Below are 20891 nucleotides of genomic sequence, written 5' to 3'. Positions count from 1 at the left end.
TCTTTTTGGATACTAAGTTGATGACGACAACTCGACCCAATATCGTGTTCATCATGGCCGATGATCATGCTGCAAGCGCAATCTCTTGCTATGGCTCGGGCCTGAATGCCACGCCCCATATTGATCGGCTGGCAGAAGAAGGCATGCGTCTCGACCACTGCTACGTCACCAACTCTATTTGCACCCCAAGCCGCGCCTCGATCCTCACGGGCACGTATAACCACGTGAACGGCGTCACTACGCTGACCACCGACCTCGATAATCGCTTGCCGAATGTGGCGCGTTATCTGCAGGCGTCCGGCTATCAGACCGGCATGTTCGGCAAATGGCACCTCGGCGAGGGCAAGGCTCACCAGCCCACCGGCTTTGATCAATGGTCGGTTCTTCCGGGCCAGGGCGACTATTTCGACCCTGTGATGATCGACAGCAATGGGCCACATGTTGAGCCCGGCTACGCCAGCGACATCATCACCGACAAGACCATCGCGTTTATGGACCAGTGCGATCGCGAACGTCCGTTCTTCGTCATGTGTCACCATAAGGCGCCGCATCGCCCATTCGTGCCGCATCCGCGCTATCGCGAGCTTTACACCGAAGATCTGCCGATCCCAGAAACCTATGACGACGACTATTCCAACCGTGCTTCAGCGGCGGAACTGGCGCGTATGCGGGTTCGTCAGGACATGACCTACGAAGACTTGGGGCTGGTACAGCCTGAGGGCGGCGACGAAGTCGGCAGCGCTATTCGCAGCGAAAACGGCGCGATCAGCCGCAATGTTCCCGATCTGGAAGACGTGTACGGCCTCGTGCTGATCTGCAAGGACACTGGCACCAATTTCACCTTCAAGACCAAGCGTGAACTCGATGTGTTCAAGTATCAGCGCTACATCAAGCGCTATCTGCGCACCGTCGCGGGCATTGACGACAATGTTGGGCGCCTCCTCGACTATCTCGACAGCAATGGTCTGACCGACAACACCATGGTCATCTACACCTCCGACCAAGGCTTCTTCCTCGGTGAGCATGGCTGGTTTGATAAGCGCTTCATGTATGAAGAGTCGCTGCAGATGCCGTTCGTCATCCGTTACCCAGATGGTATCGCGCCACAGTCGGTCACCAAGCGCATCGCATCAAATGTCGATTTTGCTCCGACATTCCTTGATTACGCTGGCGTGCAGATCCCGAACTTCATGCAGGGCGTCAGCATGCGGCCCATCTTGGAAAAGACCGACGATGCGAGCTGGCAGGATCTGGCCTACCATCGCTATTGGATGCACAAGGACTATTACCACAACGCCTTTGCGCACTACGGCATTCGCGATGATCGCTACAAGCTGATCTATTGGTACAATGATGCGCTCGACCAGCCCGGTGCATTCAATGGCGATGAGCCACCTGAATGGGAATTGTTCGACTGCCAGAGCGACCCGAAAGAACTGGTCAATCTTGCCAATGATCCGAAGTATCGTGAGATTTTCCTAGCCATGCTGGAAAAGCTGGATCACAAGATGACGGAAATCGGCGATATCGCAGAACACGATAGTGCCGCTCTCCGCGCACAAAACTAAGATGATCCGTCGCCCATAAAATGAGCCAATGTTGCCGCCCACCATCGCCGAATGCCACTAGCCTGAGCCAGGAGCAGACGACTGTCACCACAGTCTCTGCTGCCGAGGTTTCGGTCGGCGTCGTAGCGATTGCGGGCGGCAAGAGTCTTGTCGGCACCCACACACCGGCCATTGAGCAGGATGGTGAGGGACCGCAAAGAAGTGTCACCCTCGCACCGTATGGGATAAGCCCTACGACGGTGACGAACGCTGAGTTTGAGCGGTTTGTCGCCGCGACAGGCTATATCACTGAAGCCGAGCGGATCGGCTGGTCGCCTGTTTTCGACAGTTCCCGCGAACACCTCGCGCACGCCGCCTCGGTTGGCAATCAATTGCCGTGGTGGAAGATTGTCGAAGGGGCACGCTGGAACCACCCAGAAGGGCCGCAGTCGGATCTGCGGGACCGGGAAGATCATCCCGTCGTGCAAGTCTCGTGGAATGATGCGAACGCTTATGCCCGCTGGGCGGGTGGGCGACTGCCCACCGAGGCGGAGTGGGAACATGCAGCCCGAGGTGGCGCGCATCCACAGCGTTTTCCCTGGGGCGATGCAGAACCAAGCGACACCGATATTCACTGCAATATCTGGCAAGGCAGCTTCCCGCGGCACAATAGTCTTACCGACGGCTATCTGCTGACGGCGCCCGCAAAGAGCTTCGAACCCAATAGTTTGGGGCTCTACAACATGGCGGGGAATGTTTGGGAGTGGACGCAGGACGCGTTCAAAATTCGCTCTCTGAGCAAGTCGGCCAAGCTTCGAAATGCTAGGGCCGCGCAGCATAAAGAGAAAGTACTCAAAGGAGGTTCGTTCCTTTGTCACATCTCCTATTGCTACCGCTATCGGATTGCGGCACGTATGGCCATGTCGCCGGATAGTGCGGGATCAAATGCAGGCTTCCGCCTTGCATTTTCGAGCCGTACGTGATGTCCAACACACCTCGCATGTTTATCGCTCTTGAGTGGTTAGCTTCGGCGCTTTAAGCGCCTGTTTTTAATATCGTCCCCGGTGCGCAATGCCCATCTATCTGCCTATCGCTGAACTCTCCGTCGATCTGTTTTTCCTGATCGGTATCGGTGCCGCGATCGGCTTCATTTCGGGTCTGTTTGGTGTTGGCGGCGGCTTTCTGATGACGCCGCTGCTGCTGTTTTCCGGCGTGCCCGCCGCAGTTGCCGTTGCTTCGGTTACAGCGCAGGTCGCCGCCTCCTCAACGTCCGGGGCGATTTCCTATTTCCGCAAGGGCGGGATCGACTTCAAGCTTGCCGCCTATCTCGTTGGCGGAGGCGTTGGCGGATCTATCGCCGCCATTGGTGTTCTGGCTCTGCTGCGCCAATGGGGTCAGGTCGATTTCTTCATTGCTATTAGCTATGTGGTACTTCTCGGCTTTGTCGGCTCATCCATGCTGTTTGAAAGTGTTCGCTCGATCATCCGCGCGCGCCGCAAGGACTATGTGCCGACGCCGAAGCCACAGGGCTCGTCCTGGTTGCAGCGCCTACCGTTGCGCACACAATTCCCACGCTCAAAGCTCTATATTTCTGTCATTCCGGTGATCGGCATCGGCTTTTGCGTCGGCATTTTGGGAGCGCTGCTCGGTCTGGGCGGCGGCTTTATCCTTGTCCCTGCCCTCGTCTACCTCCTGCGCGTTCCGGGCAATGTGGTCATTGGCACCTCGCTCGTCCACCTGCTGGTAGTCATGCTCGTCACCTGCGTGCTGCAGGCTGTGACCAATCAATCTGTCGATATTCTCCTCGCCTTCTGCCTGATGGTCGGCAGCGTGGTTGGCGCGCAATTTGGCGCCTCCGCTGGTCAGACGATCAAGGGTGAGCAATTGCGGGCGCTGTTGGCTCTGCTGATTTTGCTGATCGCGACGCGATTCGGCTTTTCGCTGTTCACCATGCCAGCCGACCCGTTCACCGTCACAACCATTGGCTTTGGAGAAACACTGTGATGTTCTCCCGCCTCCGCACAGCCATCGCCGCCACACTGCTGATTATCGTTGCCGCCGCGACGCCCGTTGCAGCGCAGGGCCTGGTTCTGGCCAATTCGGACCCCGTGGTTGCGGTCCACTCCAATTTTGCAGGCCAGAGTTTTACCCTCTTTGGCGCCATCGACCCGACTGCGCACAATCTGCCCGCTGACACTAGCTATGACGTGGTGATGGTGATCAAAGGCCCACCGCATGACCAACGTGTCAGCATGAAGGGGCGCGAGCTTGGCGTGGTGCTGACCACCGACATGACGATGTATAAGGGCGTCCCAAGCTATTACGCCATTTTGTCTAATCGGCCGCTCAACGTCATCCTGCCGGAAGGCTTGGATGAGCGGCCGGACTTCAGTCTGCTGCGCGTCGTAGAAGCCTCCCACCTGTCGGGACCACAGGAGCTCAACAGCGAGTTTGTGCGCATCAAAACCAAGGGCGGCACCTATAGCGAAAACGCCATGGGCGTGGTGTTTCTGTCTCGGACCGGCTTTGCCGCGCGCATCTCCCTGCCCTCACATGTCTCCAACGGGCTCTATATTGCGCAGGCTTATCTCTACGCCAATGGCGAGCTGATAACGGAAGCCACCACGCGATTTGCGGTTCGCACCGAAGGGTTCGAGCGCATGCTGGTGGATAGCGCGCGCAATCATTCCCTGCTCTATGGCCTCGCCGCAGCATTCCTCGCTCTGTTCACTGGCTGGCTCGGCGGCGTCGTCTTCCGGCGCTAACCGAGGCTTCTTTTAGGATCGCCGAGTTAGCTCTCATAGAAAAATGCTGCGCGCTGGCCACAAGACAGCGCGCAGATGACCGCGTGCGCGCCCGGCGGCCGACTTGCGTGCTAAAGCGTTGCGCGGATTACGCAGCACCCCTTTCTACTAATATATTAGAGCCGTCTGAAATGTGCATTTCTTCGGCACTTTTGTGTACCGACAGACAGGCTGTCTAGAGCTAAACTGCTGGCGTTTGGCGCGCTGTGACGCTGACAAAAACCAGATATCCGCGCTTCTGCGAGGAGCAGAGCATCCAGCAAATCAACGCGTCTCCCCCATAGACACCTATGGAGAATGCCAATACCATCAGATGGTTGTAGGGGGATTTTCGCTTCCCACCCGGTGTGGCGAGGCGTGTTGTCCCTAGAATTTAAGTCATTTCGACGTTCCGAATTCATTAGCATTACTAGAATCCCGGAGACCTCATGCTCAAATTACTCAGCCTGACCTGCTGCGCTGCTGTATTAGCCAGCTCATCCATTGCCCTTGCTCAGGACGCCGCGCCAAAGCCGGAGGACCTTCCCTTCGCTGCCGGCATGCCTGTGGGCATTGTGGACAGGGAGGGCGCGCACACTCCGGCCTCTGATAATGTGAAGGTCTTTGGCGCCATCGTCAGTGCAGAGAGCTGCTCTTACGACGAGACGAGAAACTTGGTTATTGCGGTGAACCGTGGTGCACCACAGAACCGCTTCCCGAATGATGGTTTCGTCTCGCTCATCAATCACGATGGGTCCGTCCACACCCCGCGCTGGATCGGCGCCAACCGCAACGGCCTCACTCTCAATGAGCCGTTCGGCAGCGACATCCATGAGGGCATCCTCTATCTCGCTGACAGCGATGGCGGCACTGCAGAGGACGATCCGCGCACAGCCGTGATCCGCAAGTTTGACATTGCCACCGGCGCGCCGGTCGGCGAAGTGCCTGTGGCTGGTGTCGCTTGGCTCAATGACATTGAAGTGGCCAGTGACGGTACGATCTACGGCTCTGACACAGGCATGGGCCCTGCGGGTACACCACAGCGCATTTTCAAGGTCACGCCAGATGGTGAAACCAGCGTATTCCTCGAAGGCGCGCCACTGGCTCTGCCCAATGGTGTTGGTATCGACAATGACGGAAACATCGTGATCGCCAACATGGGTGATGACGCCGTTCTGACCTTCTCCGTCGATGGCGAATTGCTCAACACAGAAAAAGCCGCGCAACCAGGCAGCGATGGCCTCGTCATCATGGCTGACGGCACCAAATATGTGAGCAGCGTCATGCAAGGCGGGATCTCGAAGATGGTGCCGGGCGCTGAAGCTGAGCTGATCGCAACCAGCATCCCGAGCGCAGCCTCCATGTGCTACGATGCTGAAGCCAATCAGCTGGTTGTTCCGCTCAACAACAACAACGGCTTGGCATTCGTGCCATTGAGCTAACACCGAGCTTTGCGGTGTTCAAAACTGAGCGCCGCAGTGGTGCAGCGCTCAGCAATGGACCAAGACTTCATCGGTTAAAAGAAAAGGCGGCCTCAGGAGCCGCCTTTTCCATTTTGCTTATTCTGCTGGCTGCAAGGCAGCTGGCTTTTCAGAAGCGGGTGGTGTTGCCACGGCTTCACCAGACAGCGCCCTATTCATCTGCTCAACGTCCAGCTCGCCTTCCCAACGGGCCACGACCAGACAAGCAACGGCATTGCCGGTAAGGTTGGTCAGTGCGCGGCATTCGGACATGAAGCGGTCGATGCCGAGGATCAGAGCCATGCCTGCGATTGGCACGGATGGAATAACCGAGAGGGTTGCCGCCAGGGTAATGAAGCCCGCGCCAGTGATGCCTGCAGCGCCCTTCGAGCTCAGCATCGCCACCAGCAGCAGGATGATCTGATCCCACAGCGAGAGCTCGATGCCAGTGGCCTGCGCGATGAACAGCGCCGCCATGGTCATGTAGATATTGGTGCCGTCGAGGTTGAAGGAGTAGCCAGTCGGGATCACCAGACCCACAACCGACTTCTTCGCACCGGCGTCTTCCATCTTCTGCATCAGAGTTGGGAGAGCAGCTTCGGAGGAAGAGGTGCCGAGAACGAGCAGAAGCTCATCCTTAATGTAGCGGATGAGGGCGAAAATGGAGAAGCCATTGTACTTCGCCACTGCGCCGAGGATGACCACGACGAAGAGGAAAGAGGTCAGGTAGAAGGTGCCGACAAGCAGCGCCAGATTGGCGATGGAGCCAATGCCATAGCGACCGATGGTGAAGGCCATAGCGCCGAAGGCACCGATTGGAGCGGCCTTCATCAGGATCGAAACGATCTTGAAGATTGGTGCAGTCAGCGTCTGGAACAGGTCCAGCACCGGCTTGCCACGTTCGCCAACGGCGGCGAGAGCGACACCGAACAGGATGGCGACGAACAGAACCTGCAGTATGTTGCCGTCAGCGAAGGCGCTGACCATGGTGTCGGGGATGATGCCCATCAGGAAGCCTGTGATGGTGCTATCATGCGCCTTGTCCGCATAGCCCTGCACTGCAGCCTGATCGAGCGTTGCTGGATCGATGTTGAGGCCAGCGCCGGGCTGAACCAAATTGGCAACGATAAGGCCAACGATCAGCGCCAGGGTCGAGAAGGTGAGGAAGTAGATCATCGCCTTACCAACGACCTTACCAACCTTGCTCAGATCGCTCATGCCAGCAATGCCTGTGGCAACGGTGAGGAAGATCACCGGCGCAATGATCATCTTCACCAGTTTGATGAAGGCATCGCCGAGAGGCTTCATTTCTGTGCCGATGGCTGGCCAGAAGTGGCCGAGCAAAATACCGACAACGATTGCGAAGATCACCTGCACATAGAGGTGCTTGTAGAGAGGTATCTTTGGGGCAGAAGAGTCTGCCATTGAATGGGGCATCATGGTCTCACTCCCGTAGGGGGGCCGCAGTTGCGCGGCTCGTTGTGCTCCCACTCCTTTCGCAACTAGTGTGCCAGTTACCGACTTCACCCCTATCTGTCTGATAAACCGTCACAAAACTTCCAAAGAACTGCCACATTATGCGAGTTTGTGCGTAAATCCACACATCGTGAATTGCAGTTTGTGCGAAAATCCGCACAAGGATGCGCATGGATTTTTCTCTCAAACGCATAGTCCGCGGCCCGCTTTTGCAATGGGCATTTTTGGGCGCTGTTCTGCTGGCCCTCGGCGGAGTGGCGCTGACTGTTGGCGCCTATGTTGGTGAGGCGGAAGCGGACGCCGAGGTGCTCGAGCGTGGAGACGCAACCACACAATTGCAGGTGTCGGCGCTGCTCGCAGAACTCGATAAGCAGCGCGCGGTCCGCTTTCTGGTGGCCCGGGACGCCGACGTCATCGCGACCCTCAACGACGGTCAGCCATTTGCCGTCGCGGGGCTAAACCAGAAGCTGAGAACGCTCGCTGAAGGCGCTGGGGCGAGTGTGATTTATGTGATCAATGTCGCAGGTGACACCATTGCGGCGAGCAATTTCGACACTGACGAGAGCTTTGTCGGGAACAACTACCAGTATCGCGCCTATTTCCGCGATGCGATGTCGGGCGGCACGGGCCAGCTTTTCGCCATGGGAGCGACCAGCCGTGTTCCCGGGCTTTATGTGTCCGAGCGCATTGAGGGACCCGATGGCACGCTGGGCGTGGCCGTTGTCAAAATTGACTTTAGATTGCTCGAGACCCTCTGGGCACCGGGGAATGCTGCCACTTACGTGACAGATGCCAGAGACGTCGTGCTGCTCTCAAGTGTGCCGAACTGGCAGTTTTACGCCGCCGAGACGAAGAGCGCGGCTGAAGTGGCGGCACTGCGACAAAGCTTGCAATATCTCTCTGCGCCTTTGCGGCCGCTGCCCATTGCGTCTCATGAAGGGCGCACGGATGTCGTTGAGGCCCTCATTCCACCCCACGAAACGCCGCATCAGTTTGCGCGGGTGCAGATTGCGGTCCCGACAACGGATTGGCAGCTCTCCGCACTCTTCCCAGTAGAAGCGGAGCGGGCCGCGGCGATCACCACCACGCGCTCCAATGCCTTACTGGTCTTGGCTGCTGGGGCAGCTTTGGCCGCTCTGGCCCTGGCTTTGCTGCAACGGTCGGACCGGGTCAGACGGCGCATGGCCGACCAGCACCACGCATTGGAGCTTGCCGTCGAGACGCGCACCGCCGATTTGGCCGCGACCAACCACGCTCTGGTGGAAGTGATCAACGAGCGCGACGCGGCCGAGTTGAACGCGGCGCGGTTGAGGGACGAACTTACCCAAGCCAATCGCCTCGCATCACTGGGGCAAATTGCGGCCGGTGTGGCGCATGAAATCAACCAGCCATTGGGTGCCATCCGCGCCTATGCGGACAATGGGCAGGTCTTTCTGCAGCGCAGCGCCAATGCCGAAGCGATGGAGAATTTTGGGGCGATTTCGCGCCTCACGGACCGCATTACCAAGATTACCGAACACCTTCGCGATTTTTCACGGAAGGGTGGACGGAACGCGGTGATGATGGATCTGCGCAGTGCCGTGGACGCGGCGCTGAGCCTATTGGGCGCGAACATTCGGCACCAGAATGTGCGGATCTGCTACACGCGGCCGCAGACAGATGTGCCGATTTTTGCAGATGAAACCGGGGTCGAACAGATCATCGTCAACCTCATCCAGAACGCCCTAGAGGCTCTGGAGGGGCGAACGAACAAAGCCATATCCATCGCCTTTTCAAGTGAGCCCGGAAGCGTAAGCCTGAGGGTGACGGACAACGGACCTGGGGTTTCGCCGGACATGGCAGAACGCATGTTCACCCCGTTTTCGACCAGCAAGGCGAAGGGGCTCGGACTTGGGCTCGTGATCAGCCAAGACCTTGCACAGAGCTTTGGCGCGAGCCTGCTTTTGGAACCAAACACAGCATCCGGCGCGAGCTTTGTGCTCCGTTTTCCGAGACCGACCCCATGACCAAAACCATCGCCCTGATTGATGATGATGCCGATTTTCGCACGGCAACAGCGCAAAGCCTGACGCTGGCTGGCTTTGACGTTTTGCAGTTCGGGTCGGCGGAAGACGCCCTCAAGCAGATCGACAGCCAGTTCGCGGGTGTGGTGGTCAGCGACATTCGCATGCCGAAGATGAGCGGGTTTGATCTGTTCACCCAAATTGGCGCTATCGACGCCGCTCTGCCGGTGATCCTCATCACAGGGCATGGCGACATCGATATGGCTGTGCGCGCGGTGCAGGCCGGGGCTTACGATTTCATCGCCAAGCCCATGCCACCGCAGAGACTCATTCTCACTGTCGAAAATGCCCTCGAAAAACGCCGCCTGACGCTTGAAAATCGTCGCCTAAAGACCGCGCTGGTTGAGACCGAGGATAGCCTGCCTCTGCTGGGGCAAACGCCGGTGATGGAACGCTTGCGTCGGACGCTCAAGCAAATCGCTAACGCCGATGTCGACGTGCTGATTTTGGGCGAAACCGGTTCTGGCAAAGAGGTCGTGGCCAGCGCCCTGCACCAGTGGAGCCGCAGATCGGTCAACGAATTCGTGCCCATTAACTGCGGCGCACTGCCTGAGAGCGTGATCGAGAGCGAGCTTTTTGGCCACGAGATCGGCGCTTTTACCGGCGCTGCCAAGCAACGTATTGGCCGGCTCGAACACTCATCTGGCGGCACGCTTTTCCTCGACGAACTCGAAAGCATGCCTCTGGCGACACAAGTGAAGTTTCTGCGCGTTTTAGAGGTGCGCCGGATCAGCCCGCTTGGCACCAATAAAATCCGCGACCTCGATTTGCGCGTCGTCGCGGCATCGAAAGTGGACTTGGCTGAAGCCTCGCGACGCGGTGAGTTCCGCGAAGACCTGTTCTATCGCCTCAATGTGGTGAGCGTTTCCATTCCCCCACTGCGTGAACGCAGAGACGACATTCCGCTGCTCTTTACGCACTTCCTCAATCGGGCGGCGAAGCGGTTCAAGGTTGAAGCCCCGGAGGTCGACAGCGTGCTCTACGATTTCCTGATGATGCACGACTGGCCGGGCAATGTGCGCGAATTGGGCCATTTCGCTGAGCGGTTTGTGCTCGGTCTAGAAGAAGATCAACCGGCTCAGCCTGAAGCCGCCGCCCGGCTGCCCCTGCCCGAGCGTTTGGCGCGAACCGAAGCCGAGATCTTACGCCAAACCATCAAGATGCACTCAGGCGATGTGGCTGCCTGTCTGGCCGATCTCGGTATCCCGCGAAAGACCTTTTACGACAAGCTCAAGCGCCACGGCATTACCCGCGCCGACGTGTGAGACTTAGCCACGACGTCACCGTCCAGCGAAGGAAGCGTCTGCTCTCGCTCAAGAACGTTTCGCACAGCATCAAGACTTAAAGATATAAAGATATCTTTATATGGCTTGACGTTCGAACGAATGTGATCGATAGTACTCAGGCCTAGGTTCTTCAGCCGTTCGCTGTAACGTGTTGAAGCTAAGAGGGAAGTTGGTGCCTCGTTTCGACGAGAAAGCCAATGCTGCCCCCGCAACTGTAAGTGGCGAGCTGACATCCAAAGTGTCACTGGGGTTATCCCTGGGAAGACGGATGGAGGCTTTGACCCACGAGCCAGGAGACCTGCCTGTGGCGAGATAACGTTCACGGGCGGGGTGTCCCAGTGTGCCGTAGCAATGGTCGCTGCGCGGCCAGCCTTGCTATGCGTTCGCGATGCCTTGCCCCCACACTTGGGGCAAACCTGTCCCAAACAGAATTAACCGCCGCCATCCGTGGCGCAGCTTTGCTTCCGTTCCCGCTGTGGGCACGGGCGTGAGGCGGCACCGGTAACGGCCCACGACGGCTTTTGCAAAGCCAGCGCAACAGACAGTTTGGGGCAGATAAGACGATGACCAAAACCATAGAGTTCTCAATCCGCAGCATTGATTTTGACGAAAACTATGTCCCTGCCGACAATACCCGCCTGACGACCAATTTCGCCAATCTGGCACGCGGGGAAACGCGCCAGCAAAATCTGCGCAACGCGCTGAGCATGATCAACAACCGCTTCAACAGCCTAATCCATTGGGACAATGAGAGTGGTGACCGATACGCTGTCCGGCTCAAGATCATTTCCATCGATCTCAACATAGCCGACCAGAGCACCAAGACGGCGTTTCCGCTGATCGAAATGCTCCAAACTGAAATCCACGACACGCTCACCGATGCCCTTATCCCGGGCGTGACCGGCAACAGCCTCTCGTCCTATGTGCGCGACTATGATTTCAGCGTGGTGTTGGCGGCGCATAAGGCCAGCGGCGTAGGCACGAGCGTGCCCGTCGACTTTGGCGACCTGCACGGCGATCTCTTCAAGAGCCTGCTGAACTCAGACGTCTACAAGGCGCACTTCCGTAAACCACCCGTGATTTGCATCAGCGCATCGAGCAGCAAAATCTATGAGCAGACCGGGAATGCGCATCCCGTGCTTGGCGTTGAATATCGTCAAAACGACTTTTCGCTCACCGACAGCTATTTCCTCAAGACCGGCCTCAAGTCGCGCTTCTTCATGCCGCCCAACAGTTCAGCGCCGTTCGCCTTCTACTTCACCGGCGATCTGGCGAATGATTACTCCAACCTCGAACTGGCCAGCACGATTGCCACGATGGAGACCTTCCAGCGCATCTATCGCCCGGAAATCTACAACGCCAATTCAGTCGCCGGTCGTCGCTATCAGCCGAGTTTGAACCATCAGGATTATTCGCTGACCCAAGTGGTCTACGACCGCGAAGAACGCAGCCGACTGGGCGTTGACCAAGGCAAGTTTGCCAAAGAGCAGCTCATCGAGCCCCACCAGCACGCCCTCAGCCATTGGGCGCGCGAAAACGCACATCGCTAAGCCCCAGAAATCGGGACATTCACATGACAAAACTCCTCCCCACCTCGACCGCCGGCAGCTTGCCGAAACCTTCGTGGCTGGCGCAGCCAGAAACCCTTTGGTCGCCTTGGAAACTGGAAGGCGCAGGCCTTTTGGAAGGCAAGCAAGACGCTCTGCGGGTGTCGCTGCATGAGCAGCGGCTGGCCGGCCTAGACATTGTTGGCGATGGCGAACAGACCCGCCAGCATTTCGTCACCACTTTCATCGAACACCTTTCGGGCGTTGATTTTGAGAAGCGGGAAACAGTCCGCATTCGCAATCGCTACGACGCCAGTGTCCCCACGGTGGTGAGCGCTGTCAGCCGCGACAAGCCTGTGTTCGTGGAAGACGCCAAATTCTTGCGCCAGCAAACCAAGCAGAAGATCAAATGGGCCCTGCCCGGCCCGATGACCATCATCGATACGCTCTATGACGCCCACTATAAGAGCCGCGAAAAACTCGCCTGGGAGTTTGCGAAAATCCTCAATGAGGAAGCAAGAGAGTTGGAAGCGGCTGGCGTGGACATCATCCAGTTCGACGAGCCAGCGTTCAATGTCTTCTTCGATGAGGTCAATGAATGGGGTGTCGCCGCGCTCGAACGCGCCATTGAAGGGCTCAAGTGCAAGACTGCCGTTCACATCTGCTATGGCTATGGCATCAAGGCCAATACAGATTGGAAAAAGACGCTGGGCCAAGAATGGCGTCAGTATGAGCAGGTGTTCCCAAAGCTGCAGAAGTCAAACATCGATATGGTCTCGCTGGAGTGCCAGAACTCGCACGTGCCGATGGACCTGATCGAGCTTTTGCGCGGCAAAGATGTGATGGTGGGCGCTATCGATGTGGCAAGCACCACAATCGAAACGCCTGAAGAGGTCGCCGACACCCTTCGCAAGGCTTTGCAGTTTGTCGACGCTGACAAGCTTTACCCCTGCACCAATTGCGGCCTCGCGCCACTGTCGCGCGACGTTGCTCGCGGCAAGCTCAGCGCCCTCAGCGCGGGCGCAGCCATCGTTCGCTCAGAGCTCACATCGTAAAACGCTCAGCCTTCGCGTGGCGGCCCACCGCCGCCACGTCCTTGCCGCAGATATCGTCGCGCTGTTTCCAGAACTAGCCCGCCAAATTTCTGTAGACTTAGCGACCCCGCGCGACGACCGCGCGGCGATCGCTGGCCCCCTTTTCACTAAGAGACTGCCATGGGCACGATAGACCTTCGCTCCACCATCGTCGACAAAACCACGTTCCGCAACGGCATGGCACGCCTGGGGTCCGCCGTGAACGTCGTCACCACCGTGTTTGAAGGACAAGACTACGGCTTCACCGCTTCAGCCGTGTGCAGCGTCAGCGATACGCCAGCAACACTGCTGGTGTGCATCAACCGGGCGAGTTCGTGCTTCAAGGCGTTCGAAAATGTCGGCCAATTTTGCGTCAACACCCTATCGCCGGGACAGGAAGATTTCTCGCGTCGTTTCGGTGGCGGCACGCCAATGAGCGAAAGGTTCGCGACTGGCGACTGGCACCGCGGACAGAGTGGAGCGCCGATTTTGGCCAATGCGGCAGTAAGCTTTGAATGCGAATTGGCAAGTTACGTCGACGAAGCAACGCACCGTATCCTATTTGGCCGCGTCATTTCCGTGCGAGAAAATGAGCAGATGGGCACCCTACTCTATTGCAACAGGGAATATCTAAACGGGTGAGGTATGGCGGAGGCATCTAGGCATGGGAGCTGACCAGTTCCCATTATTGGAACCCCCGTTGATGTCGTTTTCTCTGAGGTGGCGTGCACCCGAGAATGGCCCATCCGCCAAGGGCTTTTCCGGGGGTGTGCGCTCAGTAGTGGTCGGATGGCTGTGTCCAGGCTCCGATCGGCATCGAGCCACTTTCGGTCGAGTTTTCTTAGTCAAACTGGCGGAAGCGTTTCACCCCGAAGGCATTAGCCCGGCGATGGTCCTCGACCTGCTTCAAAATGAACGCGATCTGCGCCTCCGCCCATGCAACGTCACGCGTCAACTGATAAGGACATCAGCCAGTGTAGGTCTTGGGGTCGTGATTGGGGAGTAAACTGGTTAGTCGAGCCCCAATCCTTGATCATCGAAAAACCGTACGCTTTCAGCATCCACGTCGAGAGCAAGGCTTTCGCCGCGCTGTAGCGGCCGATCGCCGTCGAGAACGGCAAGCCATGCACTTCCGGTGGGAAGTTCTAAGTTCACCACCGTCTCATTGCCTAACCGCTCCACCAACCCGATCCGACCAACGATCGCACCGGACTGCGCCTGTTTCAGATCGTGTGGCCTAATCCCAAGGGTGAGCTTGTCGCCCGGCTTTAGTCCAACCGTCTCGCGACGAACGGTCAATCGAACGAGATCTTGCCCGCTCACGGTGACACTCGCCCCATCAACTTTTTCAACCGTGACAGGTGTGAAGTTCATCTTTGGCGACCCGATGAATCCAGCCACGAATAGGTTCGCTGGCTTTTTGTACAGCTCGATCGGTGAGCCAACCTGCTGAACAACGCCCCCATCAAGAACAACGATTTTGTCGGCCAAGGTCATCGCCTCAACCTGATCGTGGGTGACGTAAATCATTGTCGCACCAAGATCCTTGTGCAACTTGGCCAACTCCATGCGCATGTCGACCCGCAGCGCAGCATCGAGATTGCTGAGAGGCTCATCGAACAGAAACACTTCTGGCTGACGCACGATCGCCCGGCCTATCGCGACGCGCTGTCGTTGACCACCTGATAGCTGGCTGGGCTTCCGATCGAGCAGATGCTCCATTTGCAGAATGCGGGCCGTTTCACGGATCTTCTTGTCACGTATATCTTTCGGCACACCTGCGAGCTTCAGACCAAAGCCAACATTGTTGTAGACCGTCATGTGCGGATAGAGCGCGTAGGATTGGAATACCATGGCGATACCACGGTCGCGTGGTTCGACGTCGTTGACGACACGATCGCCAATGGCAAGCTCGCCGCCGGTGATTTCCTCTAAGCCCGCGATCATGCGCAGAAGCGTAGATTTCCCGCAGCCGGACGGACCTACAAAGACGACGAACTCACCATGTTCAATGTCCAAATCCACGCCCTTGATAACTTCAAGACCACCATAGCTTTTGCGCAGTTGTGTGAGTTTCAAACTGGACATGGCGTTATCCTTTAACGGCGCCTGCGGTCATCCCGGCAACGATCTGACGATTGAAGAACAAGAAGACCAGAAGGGGTGGAATGGTGATCAGCAGAATATTCGTGAAGAGCAGGTTGAAAGCCGTGTTGAACTGGCTTTGGAAATTGTAGAGGGTCAGCTGCACCGTCGCATTTCCATTGCCCGGCAGGTAGTAAAGCGGGTTGGTGAAGTCGTTGAAGATGCCAACGGACTGCACCACAATATTGGTGACGGTAACGGGCCAGAGCAGCGGCAGGATCACCCGGAAGAACACGTCTAACGGGCGGGCGCCGTCGATGATCGCAGCCTCATCCAGATCGCGAGGGATGGTCGAAACAAAGGCTCGATAGAGCATGATCGAAAACGGCAGATTGTAGGCCACTTCAATCAGGATCATGCCGTGAAGCGTGCCGAAGAGTTTTAGCCCTTGCAGCAACCAAATCGTTGGGACGACTGCGGGTGGGATCATCAACCCAGCAAGAATGAGAAACTCAACGAGGCCGTTCCAACGCGATTTGCGGCGGGCCAAGACGTAACCGACCATAGCCGCGAAAACGACGAGGAGCGTCACGCTCAACACGGTGATGATGGATGAATTGATGAAGGCGGTGATCATCATCCAATTGCGCGTTTTCACCACTTCCATGACATTGTCGAACAAGTGGAAGCCATTGGGCCAAGAGAAGTCGCGCAGCGCGGATTGTTTGCGATCCTTCATTGCCATCAGAATGATAAAAACAAAGGGGATGACAAAAACCACGAAAGTGGCAGCGATAGCGGCTATGCCGCCGATGAGTGGGGCGCGCGATTTCATTCGTGTCCCTGCTTACGATTGAGGAACATGGTGAGCGGCACGACCAGAACGGCGATCAGGATAAAGAGGACCACATTGCCCGCCGTCGAAAGGCCGTAGAAACCGGCTTGGTATTGCTTGTAAATGACTGAGGCGATGGTATCGGAGGCAAAGCCCGGACCGCCTTTGGTCATCGCCCAGATGAGGTCGAAGGTTCTCAATCCGCTGATAAAGCTCAGGGTAATGACCGTCACTGTGGCCGGACGGGATAGCGGCAAAGTCACGTAAAAGAAGTTTTGCAGCTTCGTGCCGCCGTCGATCCGAGCGGCCTCATAGTAGTCGCGCGGAATGGCAACGAGACCTGCGATAAAAATGACCGTGGCAAGACCCACGCCTTTCCAGACATCAACGAGTGCGACGGAGAACAGGGCAAGCTTAGGGTCGACAAGCCAACCTGGGCCTTTAACGCCAAACACGGCCAGGGCCTGATTTATCATGCCCGTTGTTGGGTGCATGAGAACAGTAAAGGTGATGCCAACGCCGACGGTCGACACCAACACCGGGAAGAAGACAATTGAGCGGAGATAGCCACGGGCCACGATCTGGCTGGTCAGTAGGACTGCCAGAAGCATGCCGATGACCACCTTCGAGCCGGAGGTAATGACGGCGTAGACGACCGTGTTGACCAGCCCCTGAACGAGAAAAGGCTCTCTAAAAAACTGGGCGAAATTGTCGAGACCGATGAAGGTGGCATCAAACAAAGTCCAACGTGTCAGGCTGAAATAGAGCGACGCAAAAGTGGGGGCAAGAAAGAAGATCGTATAAATAATAGCAGCAGGCAGCAGGAACCATGCGGGATAAGCCGCCTGCTTTCTGTGCTTGCGCGTGTGCGGTTGAGCGAAAGCCATGCCACCCTCAGCAGAAGAGTGTTCCGGGAGCGACGCCCCCGGAACAGACCTATGGATTACCAGCCAGCGAGGCCGAGCTGGAGCGCCTGCTTACGGACGTCTTCGTCGTAGAGCGCGGCACCATCGGCGGCATTGCGAATGCCCGAACCCACTTCAACCGTGATCTGCTCAAGCGCAGGACCTTTGACCGGCGAGAGGAACTCGAGCGCCGGAGCGTTCTGGCCACCTTCTTGGTAGTAGGGCAGCATGTCAGCGACCGCGGGCGGCACGTCAGCCGGGAGTTCACAGCCGGCAACCATGTATGGGCCAGTTGCGCCGATGGCATCATTGCGCACCGAGCAGCCCTCTGGGCTCACAACGAAAGCAAGGAACGCTTTAGCCAGTTCAGGATTTGCGGCGTTCTTCGAGATGTAGATAGAATCCGGCATCCAGGTGGTCAGACCATTGCTGTCCGCGCTATCACCGGGCTGCGCAAAGAAGCCAACGTCGTTGATATGTTCCGGAACAGTTTCCGCAATAGCACCGATGGCAAAGGTCAGCATTGGGTAATGCGCGCCTTCGCCCGTGGCAATCATGCGAACACCGTCAGTATAGGTGGCGGCACCAAAATCGGCGTTGAGATAGCCAGCTTCATAAACTTCTTGCAGTTTTTCAAAGCCACGCGTCGCTGCGGGACTTGTTGCAAACTTGGCCTTGTTCGCAGTGTAGTTATCCGCAAAGTCCGGTTCGGCGGCCAAAACGTTGAAGAAGTCTGCGAGGACGAAGAGTTGGCTCGACCAAGTATCACCATAGGTCTGGATCACAGCGGTTTTACCAGCGGCCTTGATCTTCTCATTATTGGCCATGAACTCAGCCCAAGTCTTGGGGATTTCGAGGCCAAGTTCAGCGTAAATAGGCTTGTTGTAGAGAATGCCGCCGCCCATAGCGGGAGCGAATGGCGCGCCATAGACCTCACCACCAGCCGACACTACGGACTTAAAACTGTCCTGAACTCCAGCTTGGAACGGCTCATTGGTCAACGGCATCAGGTTTTGCGTCGGGTTAATCGCTTGGAATAGCGAGCCCGAGTTGTAGAAGAACACATCGGCCATAGCGCTCGTTGCAAGGCGGGTCTTGACGATGTTGTCGCCTTCACTGCCACCCGGGCGCACCTCCATATCGATGGTTACGCCGGGGTTCTTTGCCGTAAAGGCCTCAATCCAAGCTTCGGCAGCGGCCAGAGACTGGGGACCGTTGTCGACTAGGAAAGTAAGCGTTCCGGTAGGCTGCGCCTGAACGGCCGTCGCCAACAGGAACATTCCCAGCGTGCTGGCTCCCAACATGGCACCAAGTTTCGTCTTCATTTGGTTTCCTCCTCCCAAGGATCCTTTTTGGACCTTTTTCGATCCGACACGCTTATGGCGTGTTGGCGTTCACTGGCTTCTGCGCAATCACGTCGCGCGAGGGCGGGTCGTAAGTGAAAGTGATGGTGTGCGGACCTGACGATAGTGGAGCCTCCCTGGCCTCTATCCCCTGCCCGTCCAAAATTGCGTCGTGATAGTCGTGCGCTAACACCAGTACTCCTCGGCTCCCCTCAGGAACTTCGATGTCGTATCGCACGCTCGTCCCGTTGATTTCCCATTGGGCCAAGATGCGCCCAGACGGGCTGTCATGATGAGCGCGAACAGGTGACAACTCGGGCAAGATGAGCGGCTCGAAAACGATCGTCTTAAACCCAGGCTCTCGCGCGTCTGGGCGGAAGCCAGCCACGCCTTCCAGCAGCCACTGGCAAACGGACCCATAGGCATAGTGATTGTAGGAGTTCATCTGCGGGTTGTAGATCGACCCATCGGGTTGGATAGCATCCCACCGCTCCCAAATAGTGGTCGCCCCCATCTTCACCTGATAAAGCCAGCCGGGCACGTCCTCTTGCAGGAAAACGTCGCGCGCCAGCGCCCACTCGCCGATCTTGATTAACGCGGGTAGGAGTGCCGGCGTGCCAATGAAGCCGGTTCCAATGCGGCGCTCGCTCCGCAATATGGTGTTACGGAAATACTGTTTTGCCGCCTCGTATTTCGCCTCGGGGATGAGGTCATGAACGATGGCCAGCGCATAGGATGTTTGGTCATCGTAGGCGAGACGGCCTGAGGGCGTGATGAATTCAAGCGCAAAAGCGGCCTTCACCTCGTCAGCTATCTTTCGCATCCGCTGAGCGATGGCATGATCACCGACAAGGTCAGCAATCTGAGAAACCTGAGCTGCTGCAATGTAGAGGTAAATCGTTGCGGCGGCGTCATCGCCGATTGTTGGAAGCGGCTTAGCACTTGGCCCCTTTGGCTGCAGCCAGTCGCCAAAACTAAAGCCCCGAGCGCCCCATTCTCGTGGAGGGCTGACAATCGGGCCATCGCTGATTGACCAGACAAAATCCACCCACTTGACCATCGCGGGGAGAGTTTCAGCCAAAATCTCCGTATCCCCGTAGTGAAGATACATCTGCCACGGAACTTGGTAGATGGCGTCGCCCCAGCCGGTCGATCCGAAGAAGCCCGGATAATGCTCGTCGTTTTGACGGGTTGGATCGGGGCACACATGTGGGATCGCGCCATCAGCGCGCTGATCAGCGACAAGATCACGTATCCACTTGCGGAAGAAGCCTTGTGCATCTGCAAGGTAGCAAGCGGTGCCAGCAAAGACCTGCGCGTCACCGGTCCACCCCAGACGCTCGTCCCGCTGCGGGCAGTCTGTCGGCACTTCGATGAAATTCGCGCGTTGAGACCAAATCGTGTTGAGGAAGAGACGGTCCACCATTGGATTGGACGATGTGAAGCTCGACTTGACCTCAGTGACCGACGACATCGGCACGGAAACGATGTCGAGGACCTTCGCCGCCCCTTCTATCGTTACGCGAGCATAGCGGTAGCCTTGGAAGGTGAAGTATGGGCGATAATGTTCCTCGCCCGACCCTGCCAGTACATATTCGATACGGGCTTCGGCAGTGCGATAGTTGCCGTTGTAGAAATGGCCGTCCTGATCCAGCACCTCACCATGGTCGACGCGGATACGAGCACCGGCCTCACCAGAAACCGTGAACGCGACGTTGCCTCCGGCGTTCTGACCAAAATCGTAGACGGTCGCACCATCTGCCTCGATCCATGATCTGACAACTGCTAGGGGCTCCATTTCCCTGACAGGGGTCGTCTCATGCGCAACCAGGATCGCAGGATCAAACGGCAAGGCGCTTGTCCCTGCGGTCACCTTGGGCACTACCCGCGCGTCAAAAATCTCACCAAAGTATATTCCGGACTTAAGGACAGGCAGCTCACCGCTTTCCCACGTAGCATCGGTGGAGAGAATAACCGCACCGTCCTGCGATAGCTCCGCGATCGCGGCGATCTTGTCGCCCCAAGTGTTGATAATGGGGTACTCACCCCACATGAGCTGCGAGCGGTACCAGCCGTCGCCCAACCAGATCTCGACCCGGTTATCTCCCGGGATAAGCAATTCCGTGACATCGTAAGTTTGGTAGCTCAAGCGCTTGTCATAGACGGTCCAGCCTGGCGTCAGGAGATCTTGGCCGACGCGCTGCCCGTTGATAAAGGCCCGGTAAAGACCCAAGGCACTGATGCGCAACAGCGTCGTGCCACCAGTTGCCGAAACCGAAAATGTCTTAGCGATGAAACTCGCACCTGTACCCACACCTTGGTCACAATCAGGCCGGACCATTTCGGCGGTCCAAATATGGTGATCGGCCTCAGAAATCTGGGCATGCAAATTGGATGCGTGGTCCACGCCTTTTCCTCCCTAAGAACATGTCGCTATAGCGATCTTGTAGAATGTTCTACGTGCATCGTTCTACGAAATTGTAGGTTT

Annotated in this window: 16 protein-coding genes and 1 riboswitch; of the genes, 10 read left to right on the top strand and 6 right to left on the bottom strand. The window is 57.2% G+C overall.

The features are described from left to right. The first annotated feature begins 20 nt into the window (after window positions 1–20). From HKD40_RS13275 to HKD40_RS13255, 5 genes are all read left to right on the top strand, one after another. A complete protein-coding gene (locus HKD40_RS13275) occupies window positions 21–1568 on the top strand; it encodes a sulfatase (RefSeq protein ID WP_169196260.1) in 1548 nt (515 codons plus the stop codon). Window positions 1569–1588: 20 nt separating this feature from the next. Then, window positions 1589–2530: a formylglycine-generating enzyme family protein gene (locus HKD40_RS13270; protein ID WP_169196259.1), complete on the top strand. Its 942-nt coding sequence runs from the start codon at window positions 1589–1591 to the stop codon at window positions 2528–2530. A gap of 88 nt (window positions 2531–2618) precedes the next feature. Further along, window positions 2619–3551, top strand: coding sequence for a sulfite exporter TauE/SafE family protein (locus HKD40_RS13265; RefSeq protein ID WP_169196258.1), 933 nt, complete (start codon window positions 2619–2621; stop codon window positions 3549–3551). Further along, window positions 3551–4312, top strand: a complete 762-nt coding sequence (locus HKD40_RS13260; protein ID WP_169196257.1) for a TIGR02186 family protein — start codon at window positions 3551–3553, stop codon at window positions 4310–4312. The genes HKD40_RS13265 and HKD40_RS13260 overlap by 1 nt, the downstream gene beginning before the upstream one ends. Before the next feature lie 467 nt (window positions 4313–4779). Continuing rightward, window positions 4780–5772, top strand: coding sequence for an SMP-30/gluconolactonase/LRE family protein (locus tag HKD40_RS13255; protein WP_169196256.1), 993 nt, complete (start codon window positions 4780–4782; stop codon window positions 5770–5772). A gap of 117 nt (window positions 5773–5889) precedes the next feature. Here the strand turns inward: HKD40_RS13255 and HKD40_RS13250 are convergent, their stop codons facing one another. Then, the gene (locus tag HKD40_RS13250; protein ID WP_169196255.1) at window positions 5890–7230 is read right to left on the bottom strand and encodes a dicarboxylate/amino acid:cation symporter; all 1341 of its coding nucleotides are present in this window, start codon (window positions 7228–7230) and stop codon (window positions 5890–5892) included. A gap of 206 nt (window positions 7231–7436) precedes the next feature. Here HKD40_RS13250 and HKD40_RS13245 point away from each other — a divergent pair, with 206 nt between their 5' ends. The 5 genes from HKD40_RS13245 (at window position 7437) to HKD40_RS13225 (ending at window position 13877) form a co-directional block, all read left to right on the top strand. Further along, complete coding sequence (locus HKD40_RS13245; RefSeq protein WP_169196254.1) at window positions 7437–9272, top strand: ATP-binding protein; 1836 nt, start codon at window positions 7437–7439, stop codon at window positions 9270–9272. Continuing rightward, window positions 9269–10594, top strand: coding sequence for a sigma-54 dependent transcriptional regulator (locus tag HKD40_RS13240; protein WP_169196253.1), 1326 nt, complete (start codon window positions 9269–9271; stop codon window positions 10592–10594). Before HKD40_RS13245 ends, HKD40_RS13240 begins: the two co-directional genes overlap by 4 nt. A gap of 127 nt (window positions 10595–10721) precedes the next feature. After that, window positions 10722–10936, top strand: a riboswitch (cobalamin riboswitch). 242 nt (window positions 10937–11178) lie between these two features. Further along, window positions 11179–12165, top strand: coding sequence for a putative oxygenase MesX (locus HKD40_RS13235; RefSeq protein WP_169196252.1), 987 nt, complete (start codon window positions 11179–11181; stop codon window positions 12163–12165). A gap of 23 nt (window positions 12166–12188) precedes the next feature. Then, entirely contained in the window at window positions 12189–13217 is a 1029-nt protein-coding gene (locus tag HKD40_RS13230; protein ID WP_169196251.1) for a methionine synthase, read from the top strand. A 159-nt stretch (window positions 13218–13376) separates the two neighbouring features. Next, window positions 13377–13877 (top strand): flavin reductase, encoded by a 501-nt coding sequence (locus HKD40_RS13225; RefSeq protein ID WP_169196250.1) that lies wholly within the window; start codon window positions 13377–13379, stop codon window positions 13875–13877. A 369-nt stretch (window positions 13878–14246) separates the two neighbouring features. On the opposite strand, the gene ugpC is transcribed toward HKD40_RS13225, so the two are convergent. The 5 genes from ugpC to HKD40_RS13200 form a co-directional block, all read right to left on the bottom strand. Beyond that, a complete protein-coding gene (gene ugpC, locus HKD40_RS13220; RefSeq protein ID WP_169196249.1) occupies window positions 14247–15323 on the bottom strand; it encodes a sn-glycerol-3-phosphate ABC transporter ATP-binding protein UgpC in 1077 nt (358 codons plus the stop codon). A 4-nt stretch (window positions 15324–15327) separates the two neighbouring features. Next, window positions 15328–16155: a carbohydrate ABC transporter permease gene (locus tag HKD40_RS13215; RefSeq protein WP_169196248.1), complete on the bottom strand. Its 828-nt coding sequence runs from the start codon at window positions 16153–16155 to the stop codon at window positions 15328–15330. After that, the gene (locus HKD40_RS13210) at window positions 16152–17042 is read right to left on the bottom strand and encodes a sugar ABC transporter permease (RefSeq protein ID WP_169196247.1); all 891 of its coding nucleotides are present in this window, start codon (window positions 17040–17042) and stop codon (window positions 16152–16154) included. The genes HKD40_RS13215 and HKD40_RS13210 overlap by 4 nt, the downstream gene beginning before the upstream one ends. A gap of 56 nt (window positions 17043–17098) precedes the next feature. Next, on the bottom strand, window positions 17099–18340 hold the full coding sequence (locus HKD40_RS13205) for an extracellular solute-binding protein (protein WP_248306068.1): 1242 nt from the start codon (window positions 18338–18340) through the stop codon (window positions 17099–17101). 97 nt (window positions 18341–18437) lie between these two features. Continuing rightward, the gene (locus HKD40_RS13200) at window positions 18438–20744 is read right to left on the bottom strand and encodes an alpha-L-rhamnosidase (RefSeq protein WP_169196318.1); all 2307 of its coding nucleotides are present in this window, start codon (window positions 20742–20744) and stop codon (window positions 18438–18440) included. Between the last annotated feature and the right edge of the window lie 147 nt (window positions 20745–20891).

Source organism: Devosia sp. MC1541, from assembly GCF_012847305.1.
In the GTDB taxonomy this organism is placed as follows: Bacteria; Pseudomonadota; Alphaproteobacteria; order Rhizobiales; family Devosiaceae; genus Devosia.
This window is presented reverse-complemented; position numbering and strand designations above follow the sequence as displayed.

What these genes read in the sequence shown, in the direction of transcription:
- HKD40_RS13225 (WP_169196250.1), top strand. Translation starts at nt 13,377, where the DNA reads ATGGGCACGATAGACCTTCGCTCCACCATCGTCGACAAAACCACGTTC.
- HKD40_RS13205 (WP_248306068.1), bottom strand. Translation starts at nt 18,340, where the DNA reads ATGTTCCTGTTGGCGACGGCCGTTCAGGCGCAGCCTACCGGAACGCTT.
- HKD40_RS13270 (WP_169196259.1), top strand. Translation starts at nt 1,589, where the DNA reads ATGAGCCAATGTTGCCGCCCACCATCGCCGAATGCCACTAGCCTGAGC.
- HKD40_RS13230 (WP_169196251.1), top strand. Translation starts at nt 12,189, where the DNA reads ATGACAAAACTCCTCCCCACCTCGACCGCCGGCAGCTTGCCGAAACCT.
- HKD40_RS13265 (WP_169196258.1), top strand. Translation starts at nt 2,619, where the DNA reads ATGCCCATCTATCTGCCTATCGCTGAACTCTCCGTCGATCTGTTTTTC.
- HKD40_RS13200 (WP_169196318.1), bottom strand. Translation starts at nt 20,744, where the DNA reads ATGGTCCGGCCTGATTGTGACCAAGGTGTGGGTACAGGTGCGAGTTTC.
- ugpC (WP_169196249.1), bottom strand. Translation starts at nt 15,323, where the DNA reads ATGTCCAGTTTGAAACTCACACAACTGCGCAAAAGCTATGGTGGTCTT.
- HKD40_RS13210 (WP_169196247.1), bottom strand. Translation starts at nt 17,042, where the DNA reads ATGGCTTTCGCTCAACCGCACACGCGCAAGCACAGAAAGCAGGCGGCT.
- HKD40_RS13240 (WP_169196253.1), top strand. Translation starts at nt 9,269, where the DNA reads ATGACCAAAACCATCGCCCTGATTGATGATGATGCCGATTTTCGCACG.
- HKD40_RS13260 (WP_169196257.1), top strand. Translation starts at nt 3,551, where the DNA reads ATGTTCTCCCGCCTCCGCACAGCCATCGCCGCCACACTGCTGATTATC.
- HKD40_RS13235 (WP_169196252.1), top strand. Translation starts at nt 11,179, where the DNA reads ATGACCAAAACCATAGAGTTCTCAATCCGCAGCATTGATTTTGACGAA.
- HKD40_RS13250 (WP_169196255.1), bottom strand. Translation starts at nt 7,230, where the DNA reads ATGATGCCCCATTCAATGGCAGACTCTTCTGCCCCAAAGATACCTCTC.
- HKD40_RS13215 (WP_169196248.1), bottom strand. Translation starts at nt 16,155, where the DNA reads ATGAAATCGCGCGCCCCACTCATCGGCGGCATAGCCGCTATCGCTGCC.
- HKD40_RS13245 (WP_169196254.1), top strand. Translation starts at nt 7,437, where the DNA reads ATGGATTTTTCTCTCAAACGCATAGTCCGCGGCCCGCTTTTGCAATGG.
- HKD40_RS13275 (WP_169196260.1), top strand. Translation starts at nt 21, where the DNA reads ATGACGACAACTCGACCCAATATCGTGTTCATCATGGCCGATGATCAT.
- HKD40_RS13255 (WP_169196256.1), top strand. Translation starts at nt 4,780, where the DNA reads ATGCTCAAATTACTCAGCCTGACCTGCTGCGCTGCTGTATTAGCCAGC.